Origin of the sequence: Rhizobium sp. BK512 (assembly GCF_014194915.1) — a bacterium.
Classification (GTDB): Bacteria; Pseudomonadota; Alphaproteobacteria; order Rhizobiales; family Rhizobiaceae; genus Rhizobium.
Genome location: NZ_JACIAS010000015.1, coordinates 13,812 through 34,357 on the forward strand (window position 1 = coordinate 13,812; position 20,546 = coordinate 34,357).

General features: G+C 59.4%; 21 protein-coding genes. 13 read left to right on the plus strand and 8 right to left on the minus strand.

Going from position 1 to position 20,546, the window contains the following annotated elements; all coding sequences use genetic code 11:
- Position 1 precedes the first annotated feature (1 nt).
- Together FHX06_RS34310 and FHX06_RS34315 are read right to left on the minus strand one after the other, a co-directional pair.
- The gene (locus tag FHX06_RS34310) at positions 2 to 589 is read right to left on the minus strand and encodes a 5-formyltetrahydrofolate cyclo-ligase (protein ID WP_183882530.1); all 588 of its coding nucleotides are present in this window, start codon (positions 587 to 589) and stop codon (positions 2 to 4) included.
- Positions 590 to 656: 67 nt separating this feature from the next.
- A complete protein-coding gene (locus FHX06_RS34315) occupies positions 657 to 1,112 on the minus strand; it encodes a MarR family winged helix-turn-helix transcriptional regulator (RefSeq protein WP_113017204.1) in 456 nt (151 codons plus the stop codon).
- A 58-nt stretch (positions 1,113 to 1,170) separates the two neighbouring features.
- On the opposite strand from FHX06_RS34315, the gene FHX06_RS34320 reads away from it, so the two are divergent.
- Positions 1,171 to 2,238 carry an FUSC family protein gene (locus FHX06_RS34320; protein WP_183882532.1) on the plus strand — a complete coding sequence of 356 codons (1,068 nt, stop codon included), beginning with the start codon at positions 1,171 to 1,173 and terminating at the stop codon, positions 2,236 to 2,238.
- Here FHX06_RS34320 and FHX06_RS34325 read toward each other — a convergent pair.
- The 4 genes from FHX06_RS34325 to FHX06_RS34340 form a co-directional block, all read right to left on the minus strand.
- Positions 2,235 to 3,041 (minus strand): hypothetical protein, encoded by an 807-nt coding sequence (locus tag FHX06_RS34325; RefSeq protein ID WP_183882533.1) that lies wholly within the window; start codon positions 3,039 to 3,041, stop codon positions 2,235 to 2,237. The two genes, FHX06_RS34320 and FHX06_RS34325, sit on opposite strands and share 4 nt — an antisense overlap.
- A 39-nt stretch (positions 3,042 to 3,080) precedes the next feature.
- Positions 3,081 to 3,995 carry an NAD-dependent epimerase/dehydratase family protein gene (locus tag FHX06_RS34330; RefSeq protein WP_183882535.1) on the minus strand — a complete coding sequence of 305 codons (915 nt, stop codon included), beginning with the start codon at positions 3,993 to 3,995 and terminating at the stop codon, positions 3,081 to 3,083.
- Positions 3,992 to 4,816 (minus strand): glycosyltransferase, encoded by an 825-nt coding sequence (locus tag FHX06_RS34335; RefSeq protein WP_183882537.1) that lies wholly within the window; start codon positions 4,814 to 4,816, stop codon positions 3,992 to 3,994. Before FHX06_RS34335 ends, FHX06_RS34330 begins: the two co-directional genes overlap by 4 nt.
- 67 nt (positions 4,817 to 4,883) lie before the next feature.
- Positions 4,884 to 6,104 carry an NAD-dependent epimerase/dehydratase family protein gene (locus FHX06_RS34340; protein ID WP_029868709.1) on the minus strand — a complete coding sequence of 407 codons (1,221 nt, stop codon included), beginning with the start codon at positions 6,102 to 6,104 and terminating at the stop codon, positions 4,884 to 4,886.
- A 119-nt stretch (positions 6,105 to 6,223) separates the two neighbouring features.
- On the opposite strand from FHX06_RS34340, the gene ybgC reads away from it, so the two are divergent.
- From ybgC to glmM, 11 genes are all read left to right on the plus strand, one after another.
- On the plus strand, positions 6,224 to 6,673 hold the full coding sequence (gene ybgC / locus FHX06_RS34345) for a tol-pal system-associated acyl-CoA thioesterase (RefSeq protein WP_029868708.1): 450 nt from the start codon (positions 6,224 to 6,226) through the stop codon (positions 6,671 to 6,673).
- Positions 6,674 to 7,076: 403 nt separating this feature from the next.
- Complete coding sequence (gene tolQ / locus FHX06_RS34350; RefSeq protein WP_029868707.1) at positions 7,077 to 7,796, plus strand: protein TolQ; 720 nt, start codon at positions 7,077 to 7,079, stop codon at positions 7,794 to 7,796.
- 18 nt (positions 7,797 to 7,814) lie between these two features.
- A complete protein-coding gene (gene tolR / locus FHX06_RS34355) occupies positions 7,815 to 8,270 on the plus strand; it encodes a protein TolR (protein WP_007827059.1) in 456 nt (151 codons plus the stop codon).
- An 8-nt stretch (positions 8,271 to 8,278) separates the two neighbouring features.
- Entirely contained in the window at positions 8,279 to 9,418 is a 1,140-nt protein-coding gene (locus tag FHX06_RS34360; protein ID WP_183882539.1) for a hypothetical protein, read from the plus strand.
- Positions 9,419 to 9,856, plus strand: a complete 438-nt coding sequence (locus tag FHX06_RS34365) for a hypothetical protein (RefSeq protein WP_113212012.1) — start codon at positions 9,419 to 9,421, stop codon at positions 9,854 to 9,856.
- Positions 9,857 to 9,876: 20 nt separating this feature from the next.
- Positions 9,877 to 11,187: a Tol-Pal system beta propeller repeat protein TolB gene (gene tolB, locus FHX06_RS34370; RefSeq protein ID WP_027692926.1), complete on the plus strand. Its 1,311-nt coding sequence runs from the start codon at positions 9,877 to 9,879 to the stop codon at positions 11,185 to 11,187.
- A gap of 158 nt (positions 11,188 to 11,345) precedes the next feature.
- Positions 11,346 to 11,879 carry a peptidoglycan-associated lipoprotein Pal gene (pal, locus tag FHX06_RS34375; RefSeq protein WP_027692927.1) on the plus strand — a complete coding sequence of 178 codons (534 nt, stop codon included), beginning with the start codon at positions 11,346 to 11,348 and terminating at the stop codon, positions 11,877 to 11,879.
- A gap of 159 nt (positions 11,880 to 12,038) precedes the next feature.
- The gene (gene ybgF / locus FHX06_RS34380) at positions 12,039 to 13,037 is read left to right on the plus strand and encodes a tol-pal system protein YbgF (RefSeq protein WP_183882541.1); all 999 of its coding nucleotides are present in this window, start codon (positions 12,039 to 12,041) and stop codon (positions 13,035 to 13,037) included.
- Positions 13,038 to 13,066: 29 nt separating this feature from the next.
- Positions 13,067 to 14,383, plus strand: coding sequence for a tRNA lysidine(34) synthetase TilS (gene tilS, locus FHX06_RS34385; protein WP_183882543.1), 1,317 nt, complete (start codon positions 13,067 to 13,069; stop codon positions 14,381 to 14,383).
- A gap of 98 nt (positions 14,384 to 14,481) precedes the next feature.
- Positions 14,482 to 16,413 (plus strand): ATP-dependent zinc metalloprotease FtsH, encoded by a 1,932-nt coding sequence (gene ftsH, locus FHX06_RS34390; RefSeq protein WP_029869039.1) that lies wholly within the window; start codon positions 14,482 to 14,484, stop codon positions 16,411 to 16,413.
- 243 nt (positions 16,414 to 16,656) lie between these two features.
- Positions 16,657 to 18,009: a phosphoglucosamine mutase gene (gene glmM, locus FHX06_RS34395; RefSeq protein WP_029869038.1), complete on the plus strand. Its 1,353-nt coding sequence runs from the start codon at positions 16,657 to 16,659 to the stop codon at positions 18,007 to 18,009.
- 76 nt (positions 18,010 to 18,085) lie between these two features.
- On the opposite strand, the gene FHX06_RS34400 is transcribed toward glmM, so the two are convergent.
- The gene (locus tag FHX06_RS34400) at positions 18,086 to 18,697 is read right to left on the minus strand and encodes a class I SAM-dependent DNA methyltransferase (RefSeq protein ID WP_183882545.1); all 612 of its coding nucleotides are present in this window, start codon (positions 18,695 to 18,697) and stop codon (positions 18,086 to 18,088) included.
- 322 nt (positions 18,698 to 19,019) lie between these two features.
- Here FHX06_RS34400 and FHX06_RS34405 point away from each other — a divergent pair, with 322 nt between their 5' ends.
- Positions 19,020 to 19,865 carry an outer membrane protein gene (locus FHX06_RS34405; protein WP_029869203.1) on the plus strand — a complete coding sequence of 282 codons (846 nt, stop codon included), beginning with the start codon at positions 19,020 to 19,022 and terminating at the stop codon, positions 19,863 to 19,865.
- Positions 19,866 to 19,918: 53 nt separating this feature from the next.
- On the opposite strand, the gene FHX06_RS34410 is transcribed toward FHX06_RS34405, so the two are convergent.
- Positions 19,919 to 20,539, minus strand: a complete 621-nt coding sequence (locus FHX06_RS34410) for a TetR/AcrR family transcriptional regulator (protein WP_113117437.1) — start codon at positions 20,537 to 20,539, stop codon at positions 19,919 to 19,921.
- Positions 20,540 to 20,546: the final 7 nt, after the last annotated feature.

Here is a 20,546-nt window from a genome sequence, read left to right on the forward strand (position 1 = left end):
CCTATCCAATCCGTGAGGTAAAATGGCGCAGACCGCTTTCCGTCAGGATGGCATCCAGGCTTATGTCATGCGGCTCAGCGGGTACCTCTGCCACTTCCTGGCAGTCAAATGCAATGCCGATCAGCTTCGGGGAAAGGTCTTTTTGCCTGAGACGGTCGATTGCACGGTCATAATGGCCGGCACCGTAGCCGATGCGGTGGCCGCGGGAATCGAAGGCCGACAGTGGTACGAGCATGATTTCCGGGTCGAGGGTTGCAGCATCTTCGCCCGGCCCGACTGTGCCGAAGCCGGTGCCGATCAGCGCTGCGCCATGGATAAGCTCGCGAAAGACAATGGTCTGCCTGTCGATGATTGCGGGCACGCAGAGGCGGGCGCCACGACCGCGCCACCGTGCCATCAGCGGCTGCAGATCGGCTTCCGAACGGATCGGCAGAAAACCTGAGATGATGGTGCCGCGGGCAAAAGCAACCGCATCGCCGGCATGGGCTGCCATATCGAGGCTTTTGGCTGCGCGAAGATCCTTCGGAATGGCGTCGCGGGCCGCCAGACGTTCGGTGCGCAATTGAGCCTTCAATTCCTTGGGCGTCATCTCGAATCCGGTATCGTTATCCAGCGAACATAACTGCTTGCAGCTGGTGGCGACAGGTGAAAAGGGTCTATTCCTCGCCTGATTGCGCCTCGTCCTCGGGATGGGCGAGCTTCAGCATAATCTCCGATGCGTCGATGAGCGTCTTGCGCTCTTGCGAAGTCAGGCGTTCGTCCATCGCTTTTTCCAGCCAGGCGCGGCGAATGCCTATGTCCTCCGATAGTATGTTGCGACCATGAGGGGTGATCGACAATTCGATCTCGCGGCGGTCAGCTTCGCTCCGCATGCGGCTGATCAGTCCGTCATGCTCGAGAGCGGCAATGATGCGGGTGACCGATTGGGGTTGCAAGCGCTCCTCGCGCGCAAGACGCCAGGCGGGCATGGGCCCCAACCGATGAAGAGTGCCAAGAATTGCGATGGTCGACAGGCTGTGCGGACTTTCGGACCGCGCGGCGCGCAGGCGGCGGCCGAGCAGCAGGACCGAACGCAGGATGAGTGTCGCGGGGGTGTCGTTGCTACTGGACATATAGTACGCACTGCGTATTATATCGCTCGAGCCCAATCCCTGGTTCGAGAGACGGTTGGTGGAAAAGACACTCAATCACTTTGCCGGAGCCTTTCGCTGGTCGACTGAAAAGGAAGTGACGGCGATCGAAATCACCGTTTCGGCGCTCGCCATGGCCGTTCCGGCTCTGCTTGCCGCGAGAGGCCATCATACGGGGCTCGGCCTGATCGGTGGCATGGCGATGAGCGGAACGGTAGCGCACGGCAGACTGAGGACGCAAGCTGCGAGCGCAGGGGCTGCATTGCTGGTTTTGATGCTTGCAGCCGGGCTTGCCTGTGCACTCGCGCGGTTGGGCGGGGCGTGGCAGATCGCTCTGTTGCTGATCGCGGGGCTTGCCGGCGTCATCGGCGGGTTCGATCGGGCGATGGTCGCGGCTTCGACGCGCTATGTCTTCTATCTCGTGATGGTTGGCGGCATCGTCTCCACCACGACAGCAGATCCGTTGCTCATCTTTGCCATTGTCATTGGTGGGGCGCTTTTCGCTGTTGTCCTCCACTTGGCTATGGCCCTGGTCGTCGCGCATGTCCGCGGTCATGCGGCAGAGCAGGTTGAAGATGAACGCAAACCAACCGTCAGACAGAGATTCAACAGGTTACGGCGCTCTTTGGGGGAGCCGGCAGGCTGGCAATATCCCGTCCGGCTGGTTTCCTGCCTGGGCGCCGTTTCGCTCATCCACCGGTTCTTTTCCGATCATGACGTTCACTGGGCGGCACTGGCGTTGGTGTTGTTGATCGAGCGGCGGCCGGAACGTTTACCGCTGAAGACGACGCAAAGAGTGATCGGCGTTATCTTCGGTGTCTGCTGCGCGGCGTTACTGTCGTTTCTAACCTTGCCGAGCTGGGCTGATGTGCTCGTCGTCGCCGTGCTCGGCGGCGCCAGGCCCTTCCTGCGGGTCAGGAATTATCTGGCTTATTCGATCGTGATGACGCCGCTGATGATGATGGCGATGGGAACCGCCGATCATGCCCTGCCGACCTCAGCACTGCTGGACCGGCTATTTGCAACTGTCTTTGCCGCCTGCCTTGTGCTGCTCGTCAACCAGGTAACGATCCATTTTCTGCCTCAGACGGCGGCGCCCAAGGCTTAGACGACGATGCTTGAAGGAATGGCCGCCGTGGGTACCGCAGCCGACAGGCCGGTCACGGCTGATTGCGCTGCCCCGATCGCACCTTCGGCGGCAGTATCGCGGTTCTTCTCGCGCAGATCGCGCATGGCCTTTTCGAGGATCTGTTTCAGTTCGCGGACGATGGATTTGAATTCTTCCATCGTCTGGCGGTCATCGGCGGAAATTGTCGATGATTTCGGACCGTCATCGACGGTTTCCTGATAGGCTTTGCGGGCATGAGCAGCGCCATCCATTTCCGTAGTGTTCGTGCCGTCTTCGGCTGCTTCAGCGGTCGTCGCGGCATCTTGCGGTGTCTCGGTAGAAGCCGTTGCGTCCCTTGCAACAGCGCCGGCCGTTGCACTCGCGGTGGTGCCCGTCGTGGTGGTATCAGTCGTGGTGGCGGCGGAAGCTGATGTGGCTGCCGCGCCGGTCGCAGCACTTGGGGCGGACGAGCCGCCGGTTGCAACGGCTGAGGCGAATTCGGAGGCTGCCGCGCCGACCTTGCGCGCGAGTTCAGCGGCAAGACGCGCAATCACTTCAGGCGGGAAGCCGGCCGTTTTCAGCGCCTGAAGCTCCTGCTTGGCTTCCTCAAGCTTGCGCTGGGCGCGGCTTTTCGCATCGTCGGCGGAGCTAGCCAGCGAATTACGCGCCTGCTCCAGCGCCAGCGACTGCCGCTGGATCTTCAATACGCCGGCATCGGGCTCATCGCTCGTGGACGAAACGCCGGATTGTGCCGGCTGGGTGCCACGCAGAAGAATGGACGCCGAAACGGTTGCGAGCTGCATAATATACCCCCGATTACATTTGGGGCGCACTTTGCCAGATCAGACTTGCGTGGAACTGGGCCGCGGAACCGTTTGTTTCTCGGCCAATTGCCGCATTGTCTGCTCGAAAAGGGGCATGCCCCCGGGCTTCCAGCCGAGCGCGCGGATTTTGTCCGTATTCATGACGCAAAGGCCTGCCTTGTCCGCTGCCTCGGGCAGCGGGAATGGACAGTCGGCGTGATGCTGGATCTGTGCAAGAACATCCCTGGTATCGATAGCGATATCGGAGACGTTGAAGATTTCGCCGGAGATCCGGGCGCTTTCTGTTTCCAGCATCAGCCGCACGGCACGGCCGAGATCGCGACCATGCACTTCGGTTCCCGCGCGCGGTAAAACCGGCCGGCCGCTCAGACAGTCATCGATCAGTCGATCCCATTTGCCTGGAGAATTATCACCGTAAACGCCGGTTAGCCGCAGGCTTGCTCCCGCAAAGCCCGGTCCGGAAAGATGGGCGAGCGCCCGCTCCGCGTCGAGCTTGACCTGTCCGTAAAGAGTTTCCGGTGTGGCGGGCATGGTCTCGAAAAGCTCGGTACCCGGTGCTTGTTCGCCATAGGCCGCACGGGTGGAGATGAAGATGCAGCGGCGGGTGCCCGCACGCTTTGCCTCTTCGAAGAGCTTTACGGTGCCGTCGAGGTTCAGGCGTCGAAATGTCTTCGGGTCATTGCCTTCGCCGCCGCGATATTTTCCGTCGAGGTGGCTGAAGGCGGCATGCACGAAGAAATAGGCATCATCGAAGGCGCCGATATCATCTTCGTCCGGATCGAGCGTAAGCGGGGCAAAATCAACCGGACGGGAAAAGGCCTGTGGAAGCGGCGCGCGCCGTCCGCCGATAATCACCTGATATCCGGCGGAAAGCAGCTCTTCGACGATATAACGTCCGACGAGGCCAGTTCCGCCTGATACCAGTACTTTCATGTCGCCTCATCCGGATTGGCCAGGGATGCAATCTCCGGCACGTGGCTGTCAGTATGGAAACAATGCCACAAATCGATCAAAGGTTGTAGCTCCGCCGCCTTCGGATGATCTTTTTCCCAAGGTTTTTCATACTGATAGTGCAGGATCGAAATGCTCTTCCAATCCCACAGGGCCGGCATGGTGAACCAGACATATTGCAGCATGTTGAAATAGACCGGCAGGCCGTGCCAATCGGCAAAGAAGGTTTCGAGAAAGGTCTGATCGGTGCGCCGCCAAAAGATCTCGGGCTGATCCAGAAGCTCCAGCATTCTCCCGAATGTCTCTTCTGACGGACGGGCAACGAAGACGCCTGAGTTCATGCGACGGAAGTCGGCGAGGCTTTCATAGACATTGGGCGCCGCGGAGAACTCCGGGTAGGCGAAGAGCTTGTCGACGTTCTTCAGCACAATCGCATCGGCATCGATGAAGACGCAGCGCTCGTATTCGACAAGCTGCCAGAGGCGCAGCTTGCAAAAATTGTCGAGCGGTGAATGAAAGGCCGGCTTGCGGCCTTTGGTGAAAGGCGCTGCGGTGTGGAGGTTGCCGCGTGCATGGCGCTCGTTGAAGGCATCCGACAGCGGCAGATGCTCGACTTCGATCAGCCGGCAGCCGAGAGCGTCCAGCGATGAGAGGGCGGCCGCATCGACACCGCCAGTGTGCAGGATGACGATTGCGGCTTCCGTGCCGGTGCGGCGCAGCGACTTTGCCAGCGCTGTCGCGCCCATGGCGTAATCGGTGTTGGTGACGAGACTGACATAAGCGAAGTGAGGGGCAGAGGTCATGGATGCAGGGTGCTTTCCTGAACGGCTTCGCTCCTGCGGGGCCGTTGCTTCGCGGAGAAAGCGCCCCTCATGATACGGACTTCAGCCGCTTGCCTTCCGGGTCGTGATTGATCGTCGCGGCGATATCCTTCGTCCAGGCGGAGACGGCCGGGACGCGGGAGCGGTCGACGCGGTAGGCGAATTTCTTGGCGACGTCGACGATCTCGTCCAGCAGGCCGGTCTGCAGGGTGATCGGGTTGAGGCCAAGGCCCAGAAACTTGTCGTTCTTGACAACCAGATCGTTCTCCGCAGCTTCCTTGCGCGGATTCGGCAACCAGACGATTTCGGAGCCGCTCATCCTGGCGATCATCTCGGCGAGATCGCGCACACGATGGGTCTCGGTCATCTGATTGAAGATCTCGACCCGCGAGCCACGGGCAGGCGGGTTCTTCAGCGCCAGCTCGATGCAGCGGACGGAATCCTGAATATGGATGAAGGCGCGCGTCTGGCCTCCGGTGCCGTGGACCGTCAGCGGATAGCCGATGGCGGCCTGAATGAGGAAGCGGTTCAGCACGGTGCCGTAGTCACCATCATAATCGAAACGGTTGATGAGCTGCGGATGGCGGCGCGTCTGTTCGGTATGCGTGCCCCAGACGATGCCTTGATGCAGATCCGTGATCCTGAGACCATCATTCTTGGCATAGAACTGGAAAAGCAACTGATCCAGGCACTTCGTCATGTGGTAGATCGAGCCGGGATTGGACGGATAGAGAATTTCCTGGGAAGCCGTTTCGCCATCCATCGTCTCGATGCCGACGGGAAGATAACCTTCTGGAATGGCTGCGCCGACCGTCGAATAGCCATAGACGCCCATGGTGCCCAAGTGGACGAGATGCGCATCGAGCTGCAGCTCGACCAACGCATTCAGGAGATTGTGCGTGGCGCTGACATTGTTGTTAACGGTGTAATTCTTGTGGCGGTCGCTTTTCATCGAGTAGGGGGCGGCGCGCTGTTCAGCGAAATGGATGATCGCATCCGGCCGGTTTTCCGCGAGCCACTTCTTGAGCAGCTCATAGTCGCGGGCAAGGTCGATCAGATTGAAATGGATGCGGCGGCCGGTTTCTGCATGCCAGATGCGCGTACGCTCTTGAATCGAGTCCATCGGGGTCAGCGACTGGACACCGAGTTCCGTATCGATCCAACGGCGGGAGAGATTGTCGAGGATGTGAACATCATGGCCGGCATCGGAGAGATGCAGTGAGGTTGGCCAACCGATGAAACCGTCTCCGCCCATCACCGCAATCTTCATTCCACTGGCTCCTCATCGGTTGCTTCCTAACGGGGATAGTTAGGAAATATGACAATTGTTCAATGCTTGCCTGTCGAGAGATGTTGCGTCAAAGAGGGCCGGAAAGTTTGGAGAAAATTATGGCGGAACACGGCTTTTCTATTTCCGGCGAACTCGTTGAGGCGGGTCATCGACTCGTCCAGCGGGTCTACTACGAAGATACGGATTTCTCCGGTCTGGTCTATCACGCCCGTTATCTCCATTTTCTCGAACGCGGTCGCACCGACTATCTGCGGTGTCTCGGTGTCGAGCAGCGTGAACTCGTCAATGCCGATGAGGAAGGGCTCGTTTTCGTCGTTCATCGGATGGAGATCGACTTCAAGACCCCCGCCCGCATGGATGACATTCTGACCGTGCTGACCCATACCGAGAAAGCCGGCGGCGCCAAGATGGTGCTCAACCAGGAAATCCGTCGTGATGACACTCTGCTGATTGCCGCCAAGGTCATCATTGCCGTCATCAACGCCAAAGGCCGGCCGCGCCGGTTGCCGGAGGCGCTGGCCAGACAGATGCTCATTCCCGAGACCTGAAAAGACCGATGCGTGCCTGCGATTTTGCGGCCTGGAACTGGCCGAATCGAGGGCTTGTAAAAACTTGAATTTTATGTGAAGGAATTTCCGCGCTGCAAGATAGCGCTGTGTTCGGCAACCGGACAATGTACCGGTCAAGTTAATCCAGGAACAAAATCTCCCGCGATATTCCTGCTGTCATAGTCTGGCACTAACGATCTATTAACCATAATGGTGTCTTACTCGCGGAGTCGGAGTTTGTGCGACGCACGCCTTCCTTTGACCAAATTTGACGGCAAGAAGGCGGATGAAGAGCTTGGAAGCTTGACCAGGGCTTTGGGCGGCGGCCGCCAGACATTCTTGCGTGATCACTTCGTGCCGCCCGGTCAAGCGCCGGGCGTTTGGATTCGGGGATTTTGGATCTATGGAACAAGTAGGATTGGCAGCAGCCACGACCGACGTCAGCCTCTGGTCGCTTTTCATGCAGGCCGGCATCGTCGTCAAGCTGGTCATGCTCGGCCTTATCGCCGCTTCGGTGTGGACCTGGGCTATCGTCATCGACAAATACCTGGCTTACGGCCGTGCCCGTCGCCAGTTCGACAAGTTCGAGCAGGTCTTCTGGTCGGGCCAGTCGCTGGAAGAACTCTACCGGACACTTTCCGAGCGCAATAATACTGGCCTGGCGGCAATCTTTGTCGCGGCGATGCGCGAATGGAAGAAGTCCTTCGAGCGCGGCGCGCGTTCGCCGATCGGTCTGCAAATGCGTATCGACCGCGCCATGGACGTGACGCTCGCCCGTGAATCCGAATATCTCTCGGCGCGCCTCGGCTCGCTTGCGACGATTGGTTCGGCTGGTCCCTTCATCGGCCTGTTCGGTACTGTGGTCGGTATCATGACCTCGTTCCAGGCGATCGCCGGTTCGAAGTCCACCAACCTTGCCGTCGTGGCACCCGGTATCGCGGAAGCGCTCCTCGCAACCGCCATCGGCCTCGTCGCCGCTATCCCGGCGGTTATCGCCTACAACAAGTTCTCCGCCGACGCCGGCAAGCTCTCGGGTCGCATGGAAGGCTTTGCGGATGAATTCTCCGCCATCCTTTCGCGCCAGATCGACGAGAAGCTGCAGCCGCGCCAGGCTGCGCAGTAACCGACGGAGTAGACGACCATGGGTATGGCTGTAGGCGGCAATAGCGGAGGGGGCGGCGGACGCCGCCGCCGCGGTGGCCGCAACAAGGGTGTGATCTCCGAAATCAACGTGACGCCGCTCGTCGACGTCATGCTCGTGTTGCTCATCATTTTCATGGTGGCGGCCCCGATGATGACGGTCGGTGTTCCGATCGATCTGCCGGAAACGCAGGCCAAGGCACTGAATTCCGAGACGCAGCCGATCACGATCTCGGTCAAGAACAGCGGCGAAGTCTATCTGCAGGAAACGCCGATCCCGGCTGAGGAAATTGCTGCAAAGCTCGAGGCGATCGCCACAACCGGCTACAACGAGCGCATCTTCGTGCGCGGCGATGCGACTGCGCCTTATGGCGTGATTGCTGACGTCATGGCCCGTATCCAGGGCGCGGGCTTCAAGAATATCGGCCTCGTGACGCAGCAGAAGAAGGACCAGTAACGCTCAAGATGAAGACCAGCGTCGTCACATCTGCGGTTCTGCACGGGCTGGTGCTTACCTGGGCGCTGGTTTCGCTGAGCGCTCCGGAATCCTTCAAGGTGGAGGATTTCGAGGCAATGCCGGTCGATCTGGTGCCGGTGGAATCCATCACGCAGATGCAGCAGGGCGATAAGAAGGCTCCAATGAAGGAGACCTCTGCGCCTGTGCCCACGACGCGGCCGCCAATCCCGGAGCCGTCAGAAAATGCCGGTGACAATAAGGTCGATCTGAAGACGCCGCCGGTTCCGAACGCCAAGCCGAGCAACAGCGACGCGGCCGCCGCCAATTCGAGCGACAAGCCGCAGCCGCAGATCGACCCGAAGCCGAACGACGTCAAGGAAGTCAACAAGGAAGAGACCGAGGTCGAGCAGCCGAAGCAAGTCGCTTCCATTCCGCAGACCAAGCCGGCAGAAATAACGCCGCCGCCGAAGCCTGAGGAAAAGCCGCCGGAGGAACAGGCCAAACCTGAAGAGCCGCCGAAACCGGATGCGGAAGCACTGCCGGACAAGGTGCCGACCCCGGTCGTCAAGCCGCAGGTAAAGCCGCCGGAGCAGAAACCTGCCGAAAAGCCGCCGGAAAAGACCCCGGACCAGCCGAAGGCTGCGGAAGTGCCGACGGACAAGAAAAAGGCCGATAAGAAACAGGAAGTGGCGAAATCCGCTTCGTCGATGAAGAGCGACTTCAATGCGGATGAAATCTCTGCACTGCTGAACAAGACCGATCCCTCCGCCGGCGGCACTAAGCGGTCGACGCAGGAAGCATCGCTGGGCGCCAAGAAGGCGACGAACGGTGCTTCGAAGCTGTCTCTCAGTGAAATGGATGCGCTGAAAAGCGCGATCGCCGGCAACTGGTCGGTCATTCCCGGCATGGAAGGCATGGCTGACGTGCGCATCAAGGTTCATATGAAGCTTGATCAGGACGGCAATATCATCGGCGAGCCGGAAGTCGAAGCGACCGGTGGCGACAATGATTCCACCCGCCGGGCTCTGGCCGGCGGTGCCTATCGCGCCATCATGAAATCAGCGCCTTTCTCAAGTCTGCCGAAAGACAAATACGACGCTTGGAACGAAGTCGTCGTCAACTTTGATCCGAGCGATCTGGGAATCTAGATGCTGCACTGGCGATTCCATTTTGCGAAGTCTTTCGGGACCATGGCGATATTGGCGATTGCTTGCACGCTTTCTCTTAATGCGCGTGCTGACACTGTCGCGCGCAAAGAAAGCGGTACGAAAGTGCCGATGATAGGCCACGCGACCATGGATGCGATGAAACGCTCGGTCGCTGACCGTTTCGTACTCCCCGGCAACCTCAAGGATGCCGGCAGCGTCAAACTGCAATTTCGTGTGAAACTCGGCAAAGACGGCAATATCTTGGGAACCCCTGAGGCTGACGCCAGCGGCGGTAGCGAGGCGACGCGTAAAATCATTAGGGACGCTGCATTTCGTGCGATCGTCCGCGCGGCTCCTTTCACGATGCTCCCAAAAGACAAATACGATGGCTGGAAGGAAGTTATCTTCAACTTCGATGCCAGCGACCTGAACCCATAAATGCTGAAAGGCTGTTTGGTATGACAAAGTGTTCCTTCTTCCGCGCCATCATGGTCGCTGCCGGTCTGATGACCGCCGCTGCCTTCGCGACGCCGGCCAACGCACTTGTTGAGATCAACATCAATAAGGGTAACGTCCAGCCGCTGCCGATCGCGGTGACGGACTTCCTGCAGGGCAACATGGGTGCGCAGGTCTCGCAGGTCATCGCGGCCGACCTGCAGCGGTCTGGACTGTTTGCGCCGATCAACAAGACAGCCTTCATCGAGAAGATTTCCAATCCGGACGCCTCGCCGCGTTTCGAGGACTGGAAGGTCATCAATGCTCAGGCATTGGTCACCGGTCGCGTTACCCAGGAGGCGGATGGCCGTCTTCGCGCCGAGTTCCGTCTGTGGGACACGTTCGCCGGTCAGCAGATGACTGGCCAGCAGTTCTACACGCAGCCGGAGAATTGGCGTCGTGTCGCCCACATCATCGCCGATGCGATCTACAAGCAGATCACCGGCGAAGAGGGGTATTTCGATACCCGTGTCGTTTTCGTTTCGGAATCCGGCACCAAGCAACAGCGCAAGCGCCAGCTTGCCATCATGGACCAGGATGGCTTCAACGTGCGCATGCTGACTGACGGCAGCGACCTCGTTCTGACGCCGCGCTTCTCGCCAAGCCGGCAGGAAGTGACCTACATGTCCTTCGCAAACCAGCAGCCGCGCGTCTATCTGCTGCAGCTCGAAACCGGGCAGCGCGAAGTGGTCGGCAACTTCCCGGGCATGACCTTCTCGCCGCGCTTCTCTCCCGATGGCCAGAAGGTCATCATGAGCCTGCAGCAGGAAGGCAACTCGAACATCTACACGATGGATCTGCGTTCGCGTACGACGACCCGCCTGACATCGACGGCCGCGATCGACACTTCGCCCTCTTATTCGCCCGACGGCAATCGCATCGCCTTCGAAAGTGACCGCGGCGGACAGTCGCAGATCTACGTCATGAATGCCGATGGTTCGGGCCAGACCCGAATCTCCTTCGGTGACGGCAGATACTCGACGCCGGTCTGGTCGCCACGCGGCGATCTGATCGCTTTCACCAAGCAGTCGGGCGGGAAATTCTCGATCGGTGTCATGAAGCCGGATGGTTCGGGTGAACGTATCCTGACCACGGGTTTCCACAATGAAGGTCCGACCTGGGCGCCGAATGGTCGCGTCATAATGTTCTTCCGTCAGGCAGCAGGTGCGGGTGGCCCGCAGCTCTATTCGATCGACCTGACGGGCTACAATGAGCAGGCGATCAAGACGCCGGCCTATGGTTCGGACCCGGCCTGGTCGCCGCTTCTTGAGTAGTGGACGAGCGGAAATTCGCCTTCATGTCGCCGCAAAGTCCTGAAAATGGGCGATACAGGGACAAATCAACGAATCGTTAACCATAATCTTTGATGGCCGGTTAACCGAGTGCGGTTACTGTCCGGAAACCCTGATTGAAGTCGCAAGGAGACCCGGCCATGAGCCGAATTCACACCCCGGCAATGAGCCGCATGCAGAATTTCGCCCGCAACCCCGTCATGATCGCGCTTGTTGCCGGGCTCGCTCTTGCGAGCTGCGCCAACAAGAAGAATGGCGTGCCGAACAGCGCCGGTGAACTCGGCCTCGGTGCCGGCGCCGCAACGCCGGGCTCCGCTCAGGACTTCACGGTCAATGTCGGCGACCGCATCTTTTTCGACACCGACTCCACGTCGATTCGCGCCGATGCTGCCCAGACGCTCGACCGTCAGGCACAGTGGCTCGGTCGTTATCCGAACTATCAGATCACGGTCGAAGGTCATGCAGACGAACGTGGTACGCGCGAATATAACCTTGCTCTCGGCGCTCGCCGCGCTGCAGCCACCAAGGATTATCTCGCCTCGCGCGGCGTTCCGGCCCAGCGCCTGAAGACGATCTCCTACGGCAAGGAACGTCCGGTTGCTGTCTGCGATGATATTTCCTGCTGGTCGCAGAACCGCCGTGCGGTCACCGTTCTCGGTGGCGCCGGCATGTAATTCACGGCCAAAGCCGGAATTTGACGAGGCGGCCTCTTGCGGGCCGCCTTTCTTTTTGACCACACTTTGGCCAGACTCCGTTGCTTTTTGAAAGCAATTGGAAAAATCTCCTGTTCGTGCCATCGGGGCGCGAAGAATCACTGGGACAGGACGATACAAATGAAGAAACTAGTCGTCGCAGGCATGCTGTGCCTTGCGGCCGTGACCGGGAGCGAGCGAGCGGCGTATTCCGCTTCGTTCTTCGGCTTGCACATCGGCGGCCAATCCGCAGAACAGAGCCAGCCGGCAGCGCCGGTCGTCAACGTGCAGAGCAGCGGAGCGGAAGTCCGCATCCAGCAGATGGAAGATCAGATGCGGCAGCTGAACGGCCGTATCGAGGAAATGAGCTTTCAGCTCCTCCAGATGCAGGAGACGATCCGCAAGCAGCAGGAAGACAATGAATTCCGCTTCCAGCAGCTTGAAAAGACGGGCGGCGGTGCAAGTGGTGGCGGTGCGGCCAAGACGCCGGTGAAGAAGAGTGAAGCAGACGTTGCTCCTCCGACATCAGGCGGTGGCGACGATATCGCAAAGGTCATTCAAGCCCCACAGGGAGCCGAAACGGCTCCCTCCACCGACGTGCCCGCCAATGAAGGCCTCGGCCAGCCGCCGCGTGAGCTCGGCTCCATGGATTTCGACCAGAACGGCAATCCTATGGGCAATACCATGAACAAGAATGCGACTGTCGGTTCCGCGCCGCTGCCGGATGCCGGGGCGCCGCAGCAGACTGCTTCGCTCGGCAGCGAGGGCGATCAGTACAGGGCTGCCTATGGCCATGTGCTTTCCGGCGACTATGGCACGGCTGAGCAGGAATTTACGCAGTATATTTCCCGTTATCCGAACAGCTCGCGGGCTGCGGATGCCAATTTCTGGCTCGGCGAGGCGCTTTATTCGCAGGGCAAGTTCAACGAATCTGCGAAGACCTTCCTGAACGCCCATCAGAAATATGGCACATCCGAGAAGGCGCCTGAGATGTTGCTGAAGCTCGGCATGTCGCTTGCCGCACTCGACAATACCGATACTGCCTGTGCGACGCTCCGCGAAGTCAGCAAGCGGTACCCGAAGGCGTCCCGCGCCGTTATAAACAAGGTCGCGAGCGAACAGAAGCGTCTCGCCTGCTAAGGTCTCCCGGCTTGTTTCCGGAGGACCTGATGTCTCCCGAAGCGGCAATTGGCCGTTTCCTCACTTCGCTGAAGACGCCCGCGCGCATTCTTGTCGCGATCTCAGGGGGCAGCGATTCTACCGGCCTGCTTCTTCTGCTCTCCGAGGCGCTGAAGGCCACACCCAATGCTCGAATTTCCCTTTGTGCTGCGACCGTCGATCATGCGTTGCGCAGCGGAGCTGCAGATGAGGCGCGCGAGGTCGCAGCCCTCTGTGGGTCACTTGGCATTCCGCACAACACCGTGGTCTGGCAAGGCGAAAAACCTAAGACCGGCATCATGGCAGCCGCACGTGAGGCGCGCTACGGCCTGCTGGCCGAGGCGGCGGAAGCGCTTGGAGCGGATCTCATCGTCACCGGACATACAGCCGACGATCAACGCGAAACGCTGGAGATGCAGGGCAAGCGAGCCGAGCAGCTTTCGACCGGCATTGCGGATGCTGTGCTCTTTGACCGGAGCTTCTGGATCCTGCGGCCGCTTCTCTTCTCCAGCCGGGCCGATATCCGTCGCTTTCTCAGCACGCGCGGCGTGCACTGGATAGACGATCCCAGCAACGAGGATATGAAATACGAGCGCGTGCGGACGCGCCGACGACTTTCGCTGAACATGGTCGCAGAAACGGACGTCGACACTGCCGCGCAACGGCGGCTGGCTTATTCGTCCAGCGGAGTTAAATGGCTGGACAGCTATTTCCGGCTTCATGGCGGCTTGCTCGGACAGGTGATACCCGACGGATTGAGGCAAGATCCTGCCGTTTTCGACTATGCACTCGGCCGTCTGACGGCAGTTTTCGGCGGCCAGCCATTCGTGCCGGGGAGGGCGCAAATGGAGCGGCTTCTTGCATTCGCCGCCAATGGCAAGCCGGGGCGAATGACCGTTGGCAGGGTGGTATTCGATCTCAGGCGTGACGGGCTTTATCTGGCGCGAGAGAGCCGGGGGATCCTGCCCCTCAAGCTTCAGCCAGGAGAGACCGGGGTCTGGGACGGCCGGTTTTTTGTGCGCAATGGGTCGACAGCCGTCATTCATGTCGATGCGGCTCACGCCATCGACGTCGACGAAGGCAGTTCCACACGGTTTCCCAAGGGTGCATGGAAGCGAGCAATGGCTTCAGCGCCGGCCTTATTGGCCCACTGCGCGCCTCTATCGGCGGAATTTGGCAGGTTGGTCGAGGTGACGCCGCATTTTGCCCCCTTCGACCGCTTTTTGACACGATTTGACTTCACCTTTGCCGACAGGCTTTCGGCAGTTTTCTCGAGGGCGCCCTATGCGGAGCCGCCTTTAAGAAGTATTGACGGAAAAACGATCTGACAGAGTGGATCGCCTTGGCAATGGCTTGGCGCAACCCTATGTTAGAGACCAAATATGACGGCCGCCATGAGGCGACTGTTCCAGTGCTGGGGAGTTCAATGAACCCTAACTTACGTAATTTCGCCTTGTGGGCGATCATAGCGCTTCTGCTGATCGCCCTCTTCAGTATGTTCCAGACGGCTCCGGCGCAGACGGGTTCGCGTGAAGTCCCTTATTCGCAGTTCCTGCGTGAGGTCGATGCGGGTCGCGTGAAGGATGTCGTGGTCACCGGCAACAGGCTGACCGGAACATATCTGGAAAACAACAATACCTTCCAGACCTATTCGCCTGTCATCGACGATAGTCTGCTGGATCGCCTGCAGTCCAAGAATGTTGCCGTCACTGCGCGCCCGGAAACCGATGGTTCCTCCGGCTTCCTGAGCTATTTGGGAACGTTGCTGCCGATGCTCCTGATCCTAGGCGTCTGGCTGTTCTTCATGCGGCAGATGCAGGGCGGTTCGCGCGGCGCGATGGGCTTCGGCAAGTCCAAGGCCAAGCTTCTGACCGAAGCGCATGGTCGTGTAACCTTTGATGACGTCGCCGGTGTTGACGAAGCCAAGCAGGACCTGGAAGAAATCGTCGAATTCCTGCGCGACCCGCAGAAGTTCCAGCGTCTAGGCGGCAAGATCCCGCGCGGCGTGCTGCTCGTCGGCCCTCCGGGTACTGGTAAGACCTTGCTTGCCCGCTCTGTCGCCGGCGAAGCCAATGTTCCGTTCTTCACCATTTCCGGTTCTGACTTCGTTGAAATGTTTGTCGGTGTCGGTGCAAGCCGCGTCCGCGACATGTTCGAGCAGGCCAAGAAGAATGCGCCCTGCATCATCTTCATCGACGAAATCGATGCCGTCGGTCGCCATCGTGGCGCCGGTCTCGGCGGCGGTAACGATGAACGCGAACAGACGCTGAACCAGCTTCTCGTCGAGATGGACGGCTTCGAAGCCAATGAAGGCATCATCCTGATCGCTGCGACCAACCGTCCCGACGTTCTCGATCCGGCACTCTTGCGTCCGGGCCGTTTCGACCGCCAGGTCGTCGTTCCGAACCCAGATATCGTCGGCCGTGAGCGTATCCTCAAGGTTCATGCCCGCAATGTTCCGCTGGCGCCGAATGTCGATCTCAAGGTTCTGGCTCGCGGTACGCCCGGTTTCTCCGGTGCCGACCTGATGAACCTCGTCAACGAAGCTGCCCTGATGGCTGCGCGCCGTAACAAGCGTGTCGTCACAATGCAGGAATTCGAAGACGCCAAGGACAAGATCATGATGGGCGCCGAGCGCCGCTCTTCGGCCATGACCGAGGCGGAAAAGAAGCTCACCGCCTATCACGAGGCCGGTCACGCGATTACCGCGTTGAACGTCGCCGTCGCCGATCCGCTGCACAAGGCAACGATCATTCCGCGCGGCCGTGCACTCGGCATGGTCATGCAGCTTCCCGAGGGCGACCGCTACTCGATGAGCTACAAGTGGATGATCTCGCGCCTGTGCATCATGATGGGCGGTCGCGTCGCCGAAGAACTGACGTTCGGCAAGGAGAACATCACGTCTGGTGCTTCGTCCGACATCGAGCAGGCGACTAAGCTTGCCCGTGCGATGGTGACCCAGTGGGGCTTCTCGGACGAGCTCGGCCAGGTTGCCTATGGCGAAAACCAGCAGGAGGTTTTCCTGGGGCATTCGGTCTCGCAGTCGAAGAACGTTTCTGAAGCGACCGCGCAGAAGATCGACAACGAAGTGCGCCGTCTGATCGACCAGGCCTATCGTCAGGCCAGGGACATCCTGACGGAAAAGCACGACGAGTTCGTGGCTCTTGCCGAAGGCTTGCTCGAATACGAGACGCTGACCGGCGAAGAGATCAAGGCGCTCATCCGTGGCGAAAAGCCGGCGCGCGATCTTGGCGATGATTCGCCTCCGAGCCGCGGTTCGGCTGTTCCGAAGGCCGGTGTGCGCCCGGCATCCAAGGGTGATGAACCCGAGGGCGGGCTGGAACCGCAGCCCCACTGACATTGAACAGGATTTTTCCTAAAGGGCCGGATTTCCACAGGGAATCCGGCCCTTTTAATATTAGTAACAGGATATAATCAGTTTTCTTGGTAATTTACGTGCCGGGTACGCGGTTTTGTGGCATTCCGCTGACTAAAGACGAACTTGGATCAAGGTTTCAGGTCCAACACCAATCTTTGGATCCAGGTTCTTGCTTGAGGAATGCATGAGCTTCTACGGCGCGCGGAAAGCGCAGGAGTGCATATGAAAAGACGCTATTTTGGGACGGACGGCATTCGAGGCGAAGCCAACATCTTCCCCATGACACCGGACCTTGCAATGCGGGTCGGCATTGCTGCAGGGACGATTTTTCGCAATGGCGCCCACCGTCATCGTGTGGTGATCGGCAAGGACACGCGCCTCTCGGGATACATGCTGGAGAACGCCCTCGTGGCCGGCTTCACCGCGGCTGGATTGGACGTCTTTCTGCTCGGTCCTATCCCGACGCCAGCGGTTGCCATGCTGACGCGCTCGTTGCGCTGCGATATCGGCGTGATGATTTCGGCCTCGCACAATCCGTTCCAGGATAACGGTATCAAGCTTTTCGGTCCTGATGGTTACAAGCTCTCCGATGATATCGAAGCGCAGATCGAGGACTTGCTCGACAAGGATCTATCGGGACAGCTTGCCAAGGCCGAAGAAATCGGCCGAGCCAAGCGCGTCGATGGCGATATCTACCGCTATCTCGAGCACGTCAAACGCACCTTGCCGCGCGATGTGACCCTGCAGGGTCTGCGCGTTGCCGTCGACTGCGCCAACGGTGCAGCCTACAAGGTCGCGCCTGCCGTTCTCTGGGAGCTCGGCGCCGACGTGGTGACGATCGGCAACGATCCGAACGGCACGAACATCAACCTGAACTGCGGCTCTACCAACCCGGTCGCCCTGCAGAAGAAGGTTGACGAAGTGCGCGCCGATATCGGCATTGCGCTTGACGGCGATGCGGACCGTGTCATCATCGTTGATGAGAACGGCTCGATCGTCGATGGCGATCAGTTGATGGCCGTCATCGCCGAAAGCTGGGCCGAGAGCCAGCAGCTGCGCGGCAGCGGCATTGTTGCGACCGTCATGTCCAATCTCGGCCTCGAGCGCTTCCTCGAGGACAAGGGTCTCGGCCTTGCCCGAACGAAGGTCGGCGACCGCTATGTCGTCGAGCATATGCGTCAGCACAATTACAATGTCGGCGGCGAGCAGTCCGGCCATATCGTGCTTTCCGACTATGGCACGACCGGTGACGGTCTCGTTGCTGCGTTGCAGATCCTTGCCGCGGTCAAGCGCACCGGCAAGACGGTCAGCGAAGTCTGCCGCCGGTTCGAGCCGGTGCCGCAGCTTCTGCGCAATGTCCGCATTTCCGGCGGCAAGCCGCTGGAGGATCTGCAGGTGGTCAAGGCAATTGCGGATGCGGAGGCCGAGCTTTCCAAGAACGGCCGCCTCGTCATCCGCCCCTCCGGCACCGAGCCGCTGATCCGCGTGATGGCGGAAGGCGACGACCGCGCGCAGATCGAGCGTATCGTCAACGATCTGATCGGCACGATTTCGAGCGTGCGCAACGCCGCCTGAAAGCGACGACGCAGGAAAAGCTAGAAGCCGGCCTCGTTGCCGGCTTTTTTGTTGCCGCCGGTCTATTGCACCGGTTCTATTGCTGTTGAGCCAGCCAGACCGTGTGGTTGCCGCAGGCCGGGTCTTCAGCCTTGTGGGCGACAATCTCAAAGCCGTGTTCCGCTAGTAGGGTCCGATATTCGTCCGGGCTGAGGCTACTATGATAGAGGGGCTCGCCGACGAAGACGCCCATCGCTTCGCCATGCGCGGGACCGCTGGTGAACATCAGCGCCGTTCCCGGTTTCGAATGCGCGCGAAACAGTGCGAACATGCGCCGCTGGCCTTCGAAAGTCAGGTGGAAGAAGCTGTCCCAGGCGATGAGCCCATCGAAATTTCTGCCAAGCGAAAGATGGCGCATGTCCGCGACCTGCCAATCGGCGTTTGGAAAGCGCGCCTTGCACATGTCGATCAGGCTCGGTGACGAATCGATGCCGGTCACGGCATAGCCGTTTTCGATGAAATGCCGCGCGAGGGGTTCGCCGGAACCGCATCCGATATCGACGATCGACCCGCCTTGCGGAATCAGTGCTGTGAAGCGATCAAGCCAGCTCCGTTCAAAAAGAGTTTTGCCGCGACTGCTATCCCAGAGCTTGGCGTGTCGTTCATAGAGGTCGGGAATGATGTCGGCGGCTTGCCTGTTGTTCTGCATTTGCTGGCTGATCCTGCGGAAAAATCTTCGATCTGTCTTAGTGGGTTCAATGCCGGAAGAACATGGGGGATGCGTTTGGCCTGGTCTTTGCGCATCTGCCGTTCGTGAATATGAAGGTCGCGGGGGTTTTAGTTCAGCATCCTTCCGATCCAGGAAGTCGAAACAGGCAGATGGCCGACATTTACTTTTCGAGATGCGTTCTGCGCCGAATATTCACATTACTTCTTATGGTTAAGCAGCTTTTAACGTTTCCGATTCATTATCCATAAAAAGCATATCCGTTTTGGCGGCCTGCGCCGACGCAACCGACTGGAGTGAATCCATGAAACGAACCTTGTCCGGTATCTTCGCCGCGCTGTTGATCGCGTCGAATGCCTATTCTGCCGATCTTGCTCCGGTCGAACCCGTCCCGGAACAGCCGCCGGAAGTCGCGGTAACCGAATCGACCGGCTGGTATCTGCGCGGTGATATCGGTTATGCCTTTACCGATCTTCGTGGTGCGACGTTCTTCCAGGGAAGCAATGCTCTGGAAGCGGATTTCGATGACGCCGACCTCGACGATGCCTGGATGATCGGTGGTGGTGTCGGTTATCAGATCAACAACTATCTGCGCACTGATTTGACCTTTGACTACCTCACAAAGTCGGACTTCCGCGGTTCGACGGTTGGTGGCGGCGCTGCCTTCGGTGCCTGCGTGGTTGCATGTACGTCCACAGATGTATCGTCGATGACGGCCTATACACTGCTCGCCAACGCTTACGTCGATCTCGGCACCTACGCCTACTTCACGCCCTATGTCGGCGCCGGTATCGGTGGTTCCTACGTTAAGTGGAAGGATCTTCATAATGTCGCCTGCGCCGATGACGGCAGCGGTTGCGATGACGAAGTCGATCATGGCGGTCGTGGTGGCTGGCGCTTCAGCTACGCCCTCATGGCCGGTGCGTCGATCGACGTGACCTGCAACGTCAAGGCCGATGTCGGTTACCGCTATCTGCATATCAATGGCGGCAACATGTTCGGTTATAACGAAAACGGCGGCCCGGGCCGCGACCGTGGCGTCAACGTCCACGAAGCCCGCGTCGGTGCCCGTTACCTCTTCGGCGGCTGCGCCCAGCCGGTCGCCTATGAGCCGCCGGCAATTCCGCTGCAGCAGCCAGTCTACAAGTAAGGCCAATATTTCAAGAATTATCGAAAGCCGTCCGCAAGGGCGGCTTTTTCGTTTCAGCTGACGTTTCTGGCCACCATTGCCAGAATGATTTCGAAAAGTTCGCTTTCAGCCTGTCTGGCAGTGATCTCGCCGGTTGCCGCAGCATAGGAGAGAGTTTCGGCAGCGCCCAGCATTGCCCAAAGGCTGGCTGCGGCGATCGTCCCTGCGCCGACGAAAGGAGCAAGTACGGATCTGCACTGGTTCATGAAAACCACCTGGCACTCGTGCTTGACCTTTTCCAGCTCCGGTGAACTTGCCAGAGCGGCAATGACGTCGGGAATTTCACGCCCCTGCGTGAGAACGCAATCAATATACGAAGCCGCCATGACCTTGGCCTTGTCGCTCAGCGCCGGCCCGCTTTCGCGCAACGCAGTATCCATCAGCGCCGTCTGCCGATCATCGAATTCACGGTAGAGTTCCGCAAGCAGTCCCGGCCGGGTGCCGAAATGATCATAGACGACAGGCTTGGCGACGCCGGCTTGCTCGGCCAGTCGTCCCAGCGTCAGCGCCTCTGTGCCTTCTTCCCTGATCAATCGCCACGAGACATCCATGAGTTGGCGATGACGGTCTTCTCTCGAAAGCCGGCGACGCGGGCGGGGAAGGGCGTGGTCGGGGTCGTTGTCGGCGCTTGACATTGTAACC

What these genes read in the sequence shown, in the direction of transcription:
- glmM (WP_029869038.1), top strand. Translation starts at nt 16,657, where the DNA reads ATGAAAAGACGCTATTTTGGGACGGACGGCATTCGAGGCGAAGCCAAC.
- FHX06_RS34310 (WP_183882530.1), bottom strand. Translation starts at nt 589, where the DNA reads ATGACGCCCAAGGAATTGAAGGCTCAATTGCGCACCGAACGTCTGGCG.
- tilS (WP_183882543.1), top strand. Translation starts at nt 13,067, where the DNA reads ATGTCTCCCGAAGCGGCAATTGGCCGTTTCCTCACTTCGCTGAAGACG.
- ftsH (WP_029869039.1), top strand. Translation starts at nt 14,482, where the DNA reads ATGAACCCTAACTTACGTAATTTCGCCTTGTGGGCGATCATAGCGCTT.
- FHX06_RS34410 (WP_113117437.1), bottom strand. Translation starts at nt 20,539, where the DNA reads ATGTCAAGCGCCGACAACGACCCCGACCACGCCCTTCCCCGCCCGCGT.
- FHX06_RS34405 (WP_029869203.1), top strand. Translation starts at nt 19,020, where the DNA reads ATGAAACGAACCTTGTCCGGTATCTTCGCCGCGCTGTTGATCGCGTCG.
- tolQ (WP_029868707.1), top strand. Translation starts at nt 7,077, where the DNA reads ATGGAACAAGTAGGATTGGCAGCAGCCACGACCGACGTCAGCCTCTGG.
- FHX06_RS34330 (WP_183882535.1), bottom strand. Translation starts at nt 3,995, where the DNA reads ATGAAAGTACTGGTATCAGGCGGAACTGGCCTCGTCGGACGTTATATC.
- FHX06_RS34365 (WP_113212012.1), top strand. Translation starts at nt 9,419, where the DNA reads ATGCTGCACTGGCGATTCCATTTTGCGAAGTCTTTCGGGACCATGGCG.
- FHX06_RS34315 (WP_113017204.1), bottom strand. Translation starts at nt 1,112, where the DNA reads ATGTCCAGTAGCAACGACACCCCCGCGACACTCATCCTGCGTTCGGTC.
- tolR (WP_007827059.1), top strand. Translation starts at nt 7,815, where the DNA reads ATGGGTATGGCTGTAGGCGGCAATAGCGGAGGGGGCGGCGGACGCCGC.
- tolB (WP_027692926.1), top strand. Translation starts at nt 9,877, where the DNA reads ATGACAAAGTGTTCCTTCTTCCGCGCCATCATGGTCGCTGCCGGTCTG.
- FHX06_RS34360 (WP_183882539.1), top strand. Translation starts at nt 8,279, where the DNA reads ATGAAGACCAGCGTCGTCACATCTGCGGTTCTGCACGGGCTGGTGCTT.
- FHX06_RS34325 (WP_183882533.1), bottom strand. Translation starts at nt 3,041, where the DNA reads ATGCAGCTCGCAACCGTTTCGGCGTCCATTCTTCTGCGTGGCACCCAG.
- ybgF (WP_183882541.1), top strand. Translation starts at nt 12,039, where the DNA reads ATGAAGAAACTAGTCGTCGCAGGCATGCTGTGCCTTGCGGCCGTGACC.
- ybgC (WP_029868708.1), top strand. Translation starts at nt 6,224, where the DNA reads ATGGCGGAACACGGCTTTTCTATTTCCGGCGAACTCGTTGAGGCGGGT.
- FHX06_RS34335 (WP_183882537.1), bottom strand. Translation starts at nt 4,816, where the DNA reads ATGACCTCTGCCCCTCACTTCGCTTATGTCAGTCTCGTCACCAACACC.
- FHX06_RS34400 (WP_183882545.1), bottom strand. Translation starts at nt 18,697, where the DNA reads ATGCAGAACAACAGGCAAGCCGCCGACATCATTCCCGACCTCTATGAA.
- FHX06_RS34340 (WP_029868709.1), bottom strand. Translation starts at nt 6,104, where the DNA reads ATGAAGATTGCGGTGATGGGCGGAGACGGTTTCATCGGTTGGCCAACC.
- pal (WP_027692927.1), top strand. Translation starts at nt 11,346, where the DNA reads ATGAGCCGAATTCACACCCCGGCAATGAGCCGCATGCAGAATTTCGCC.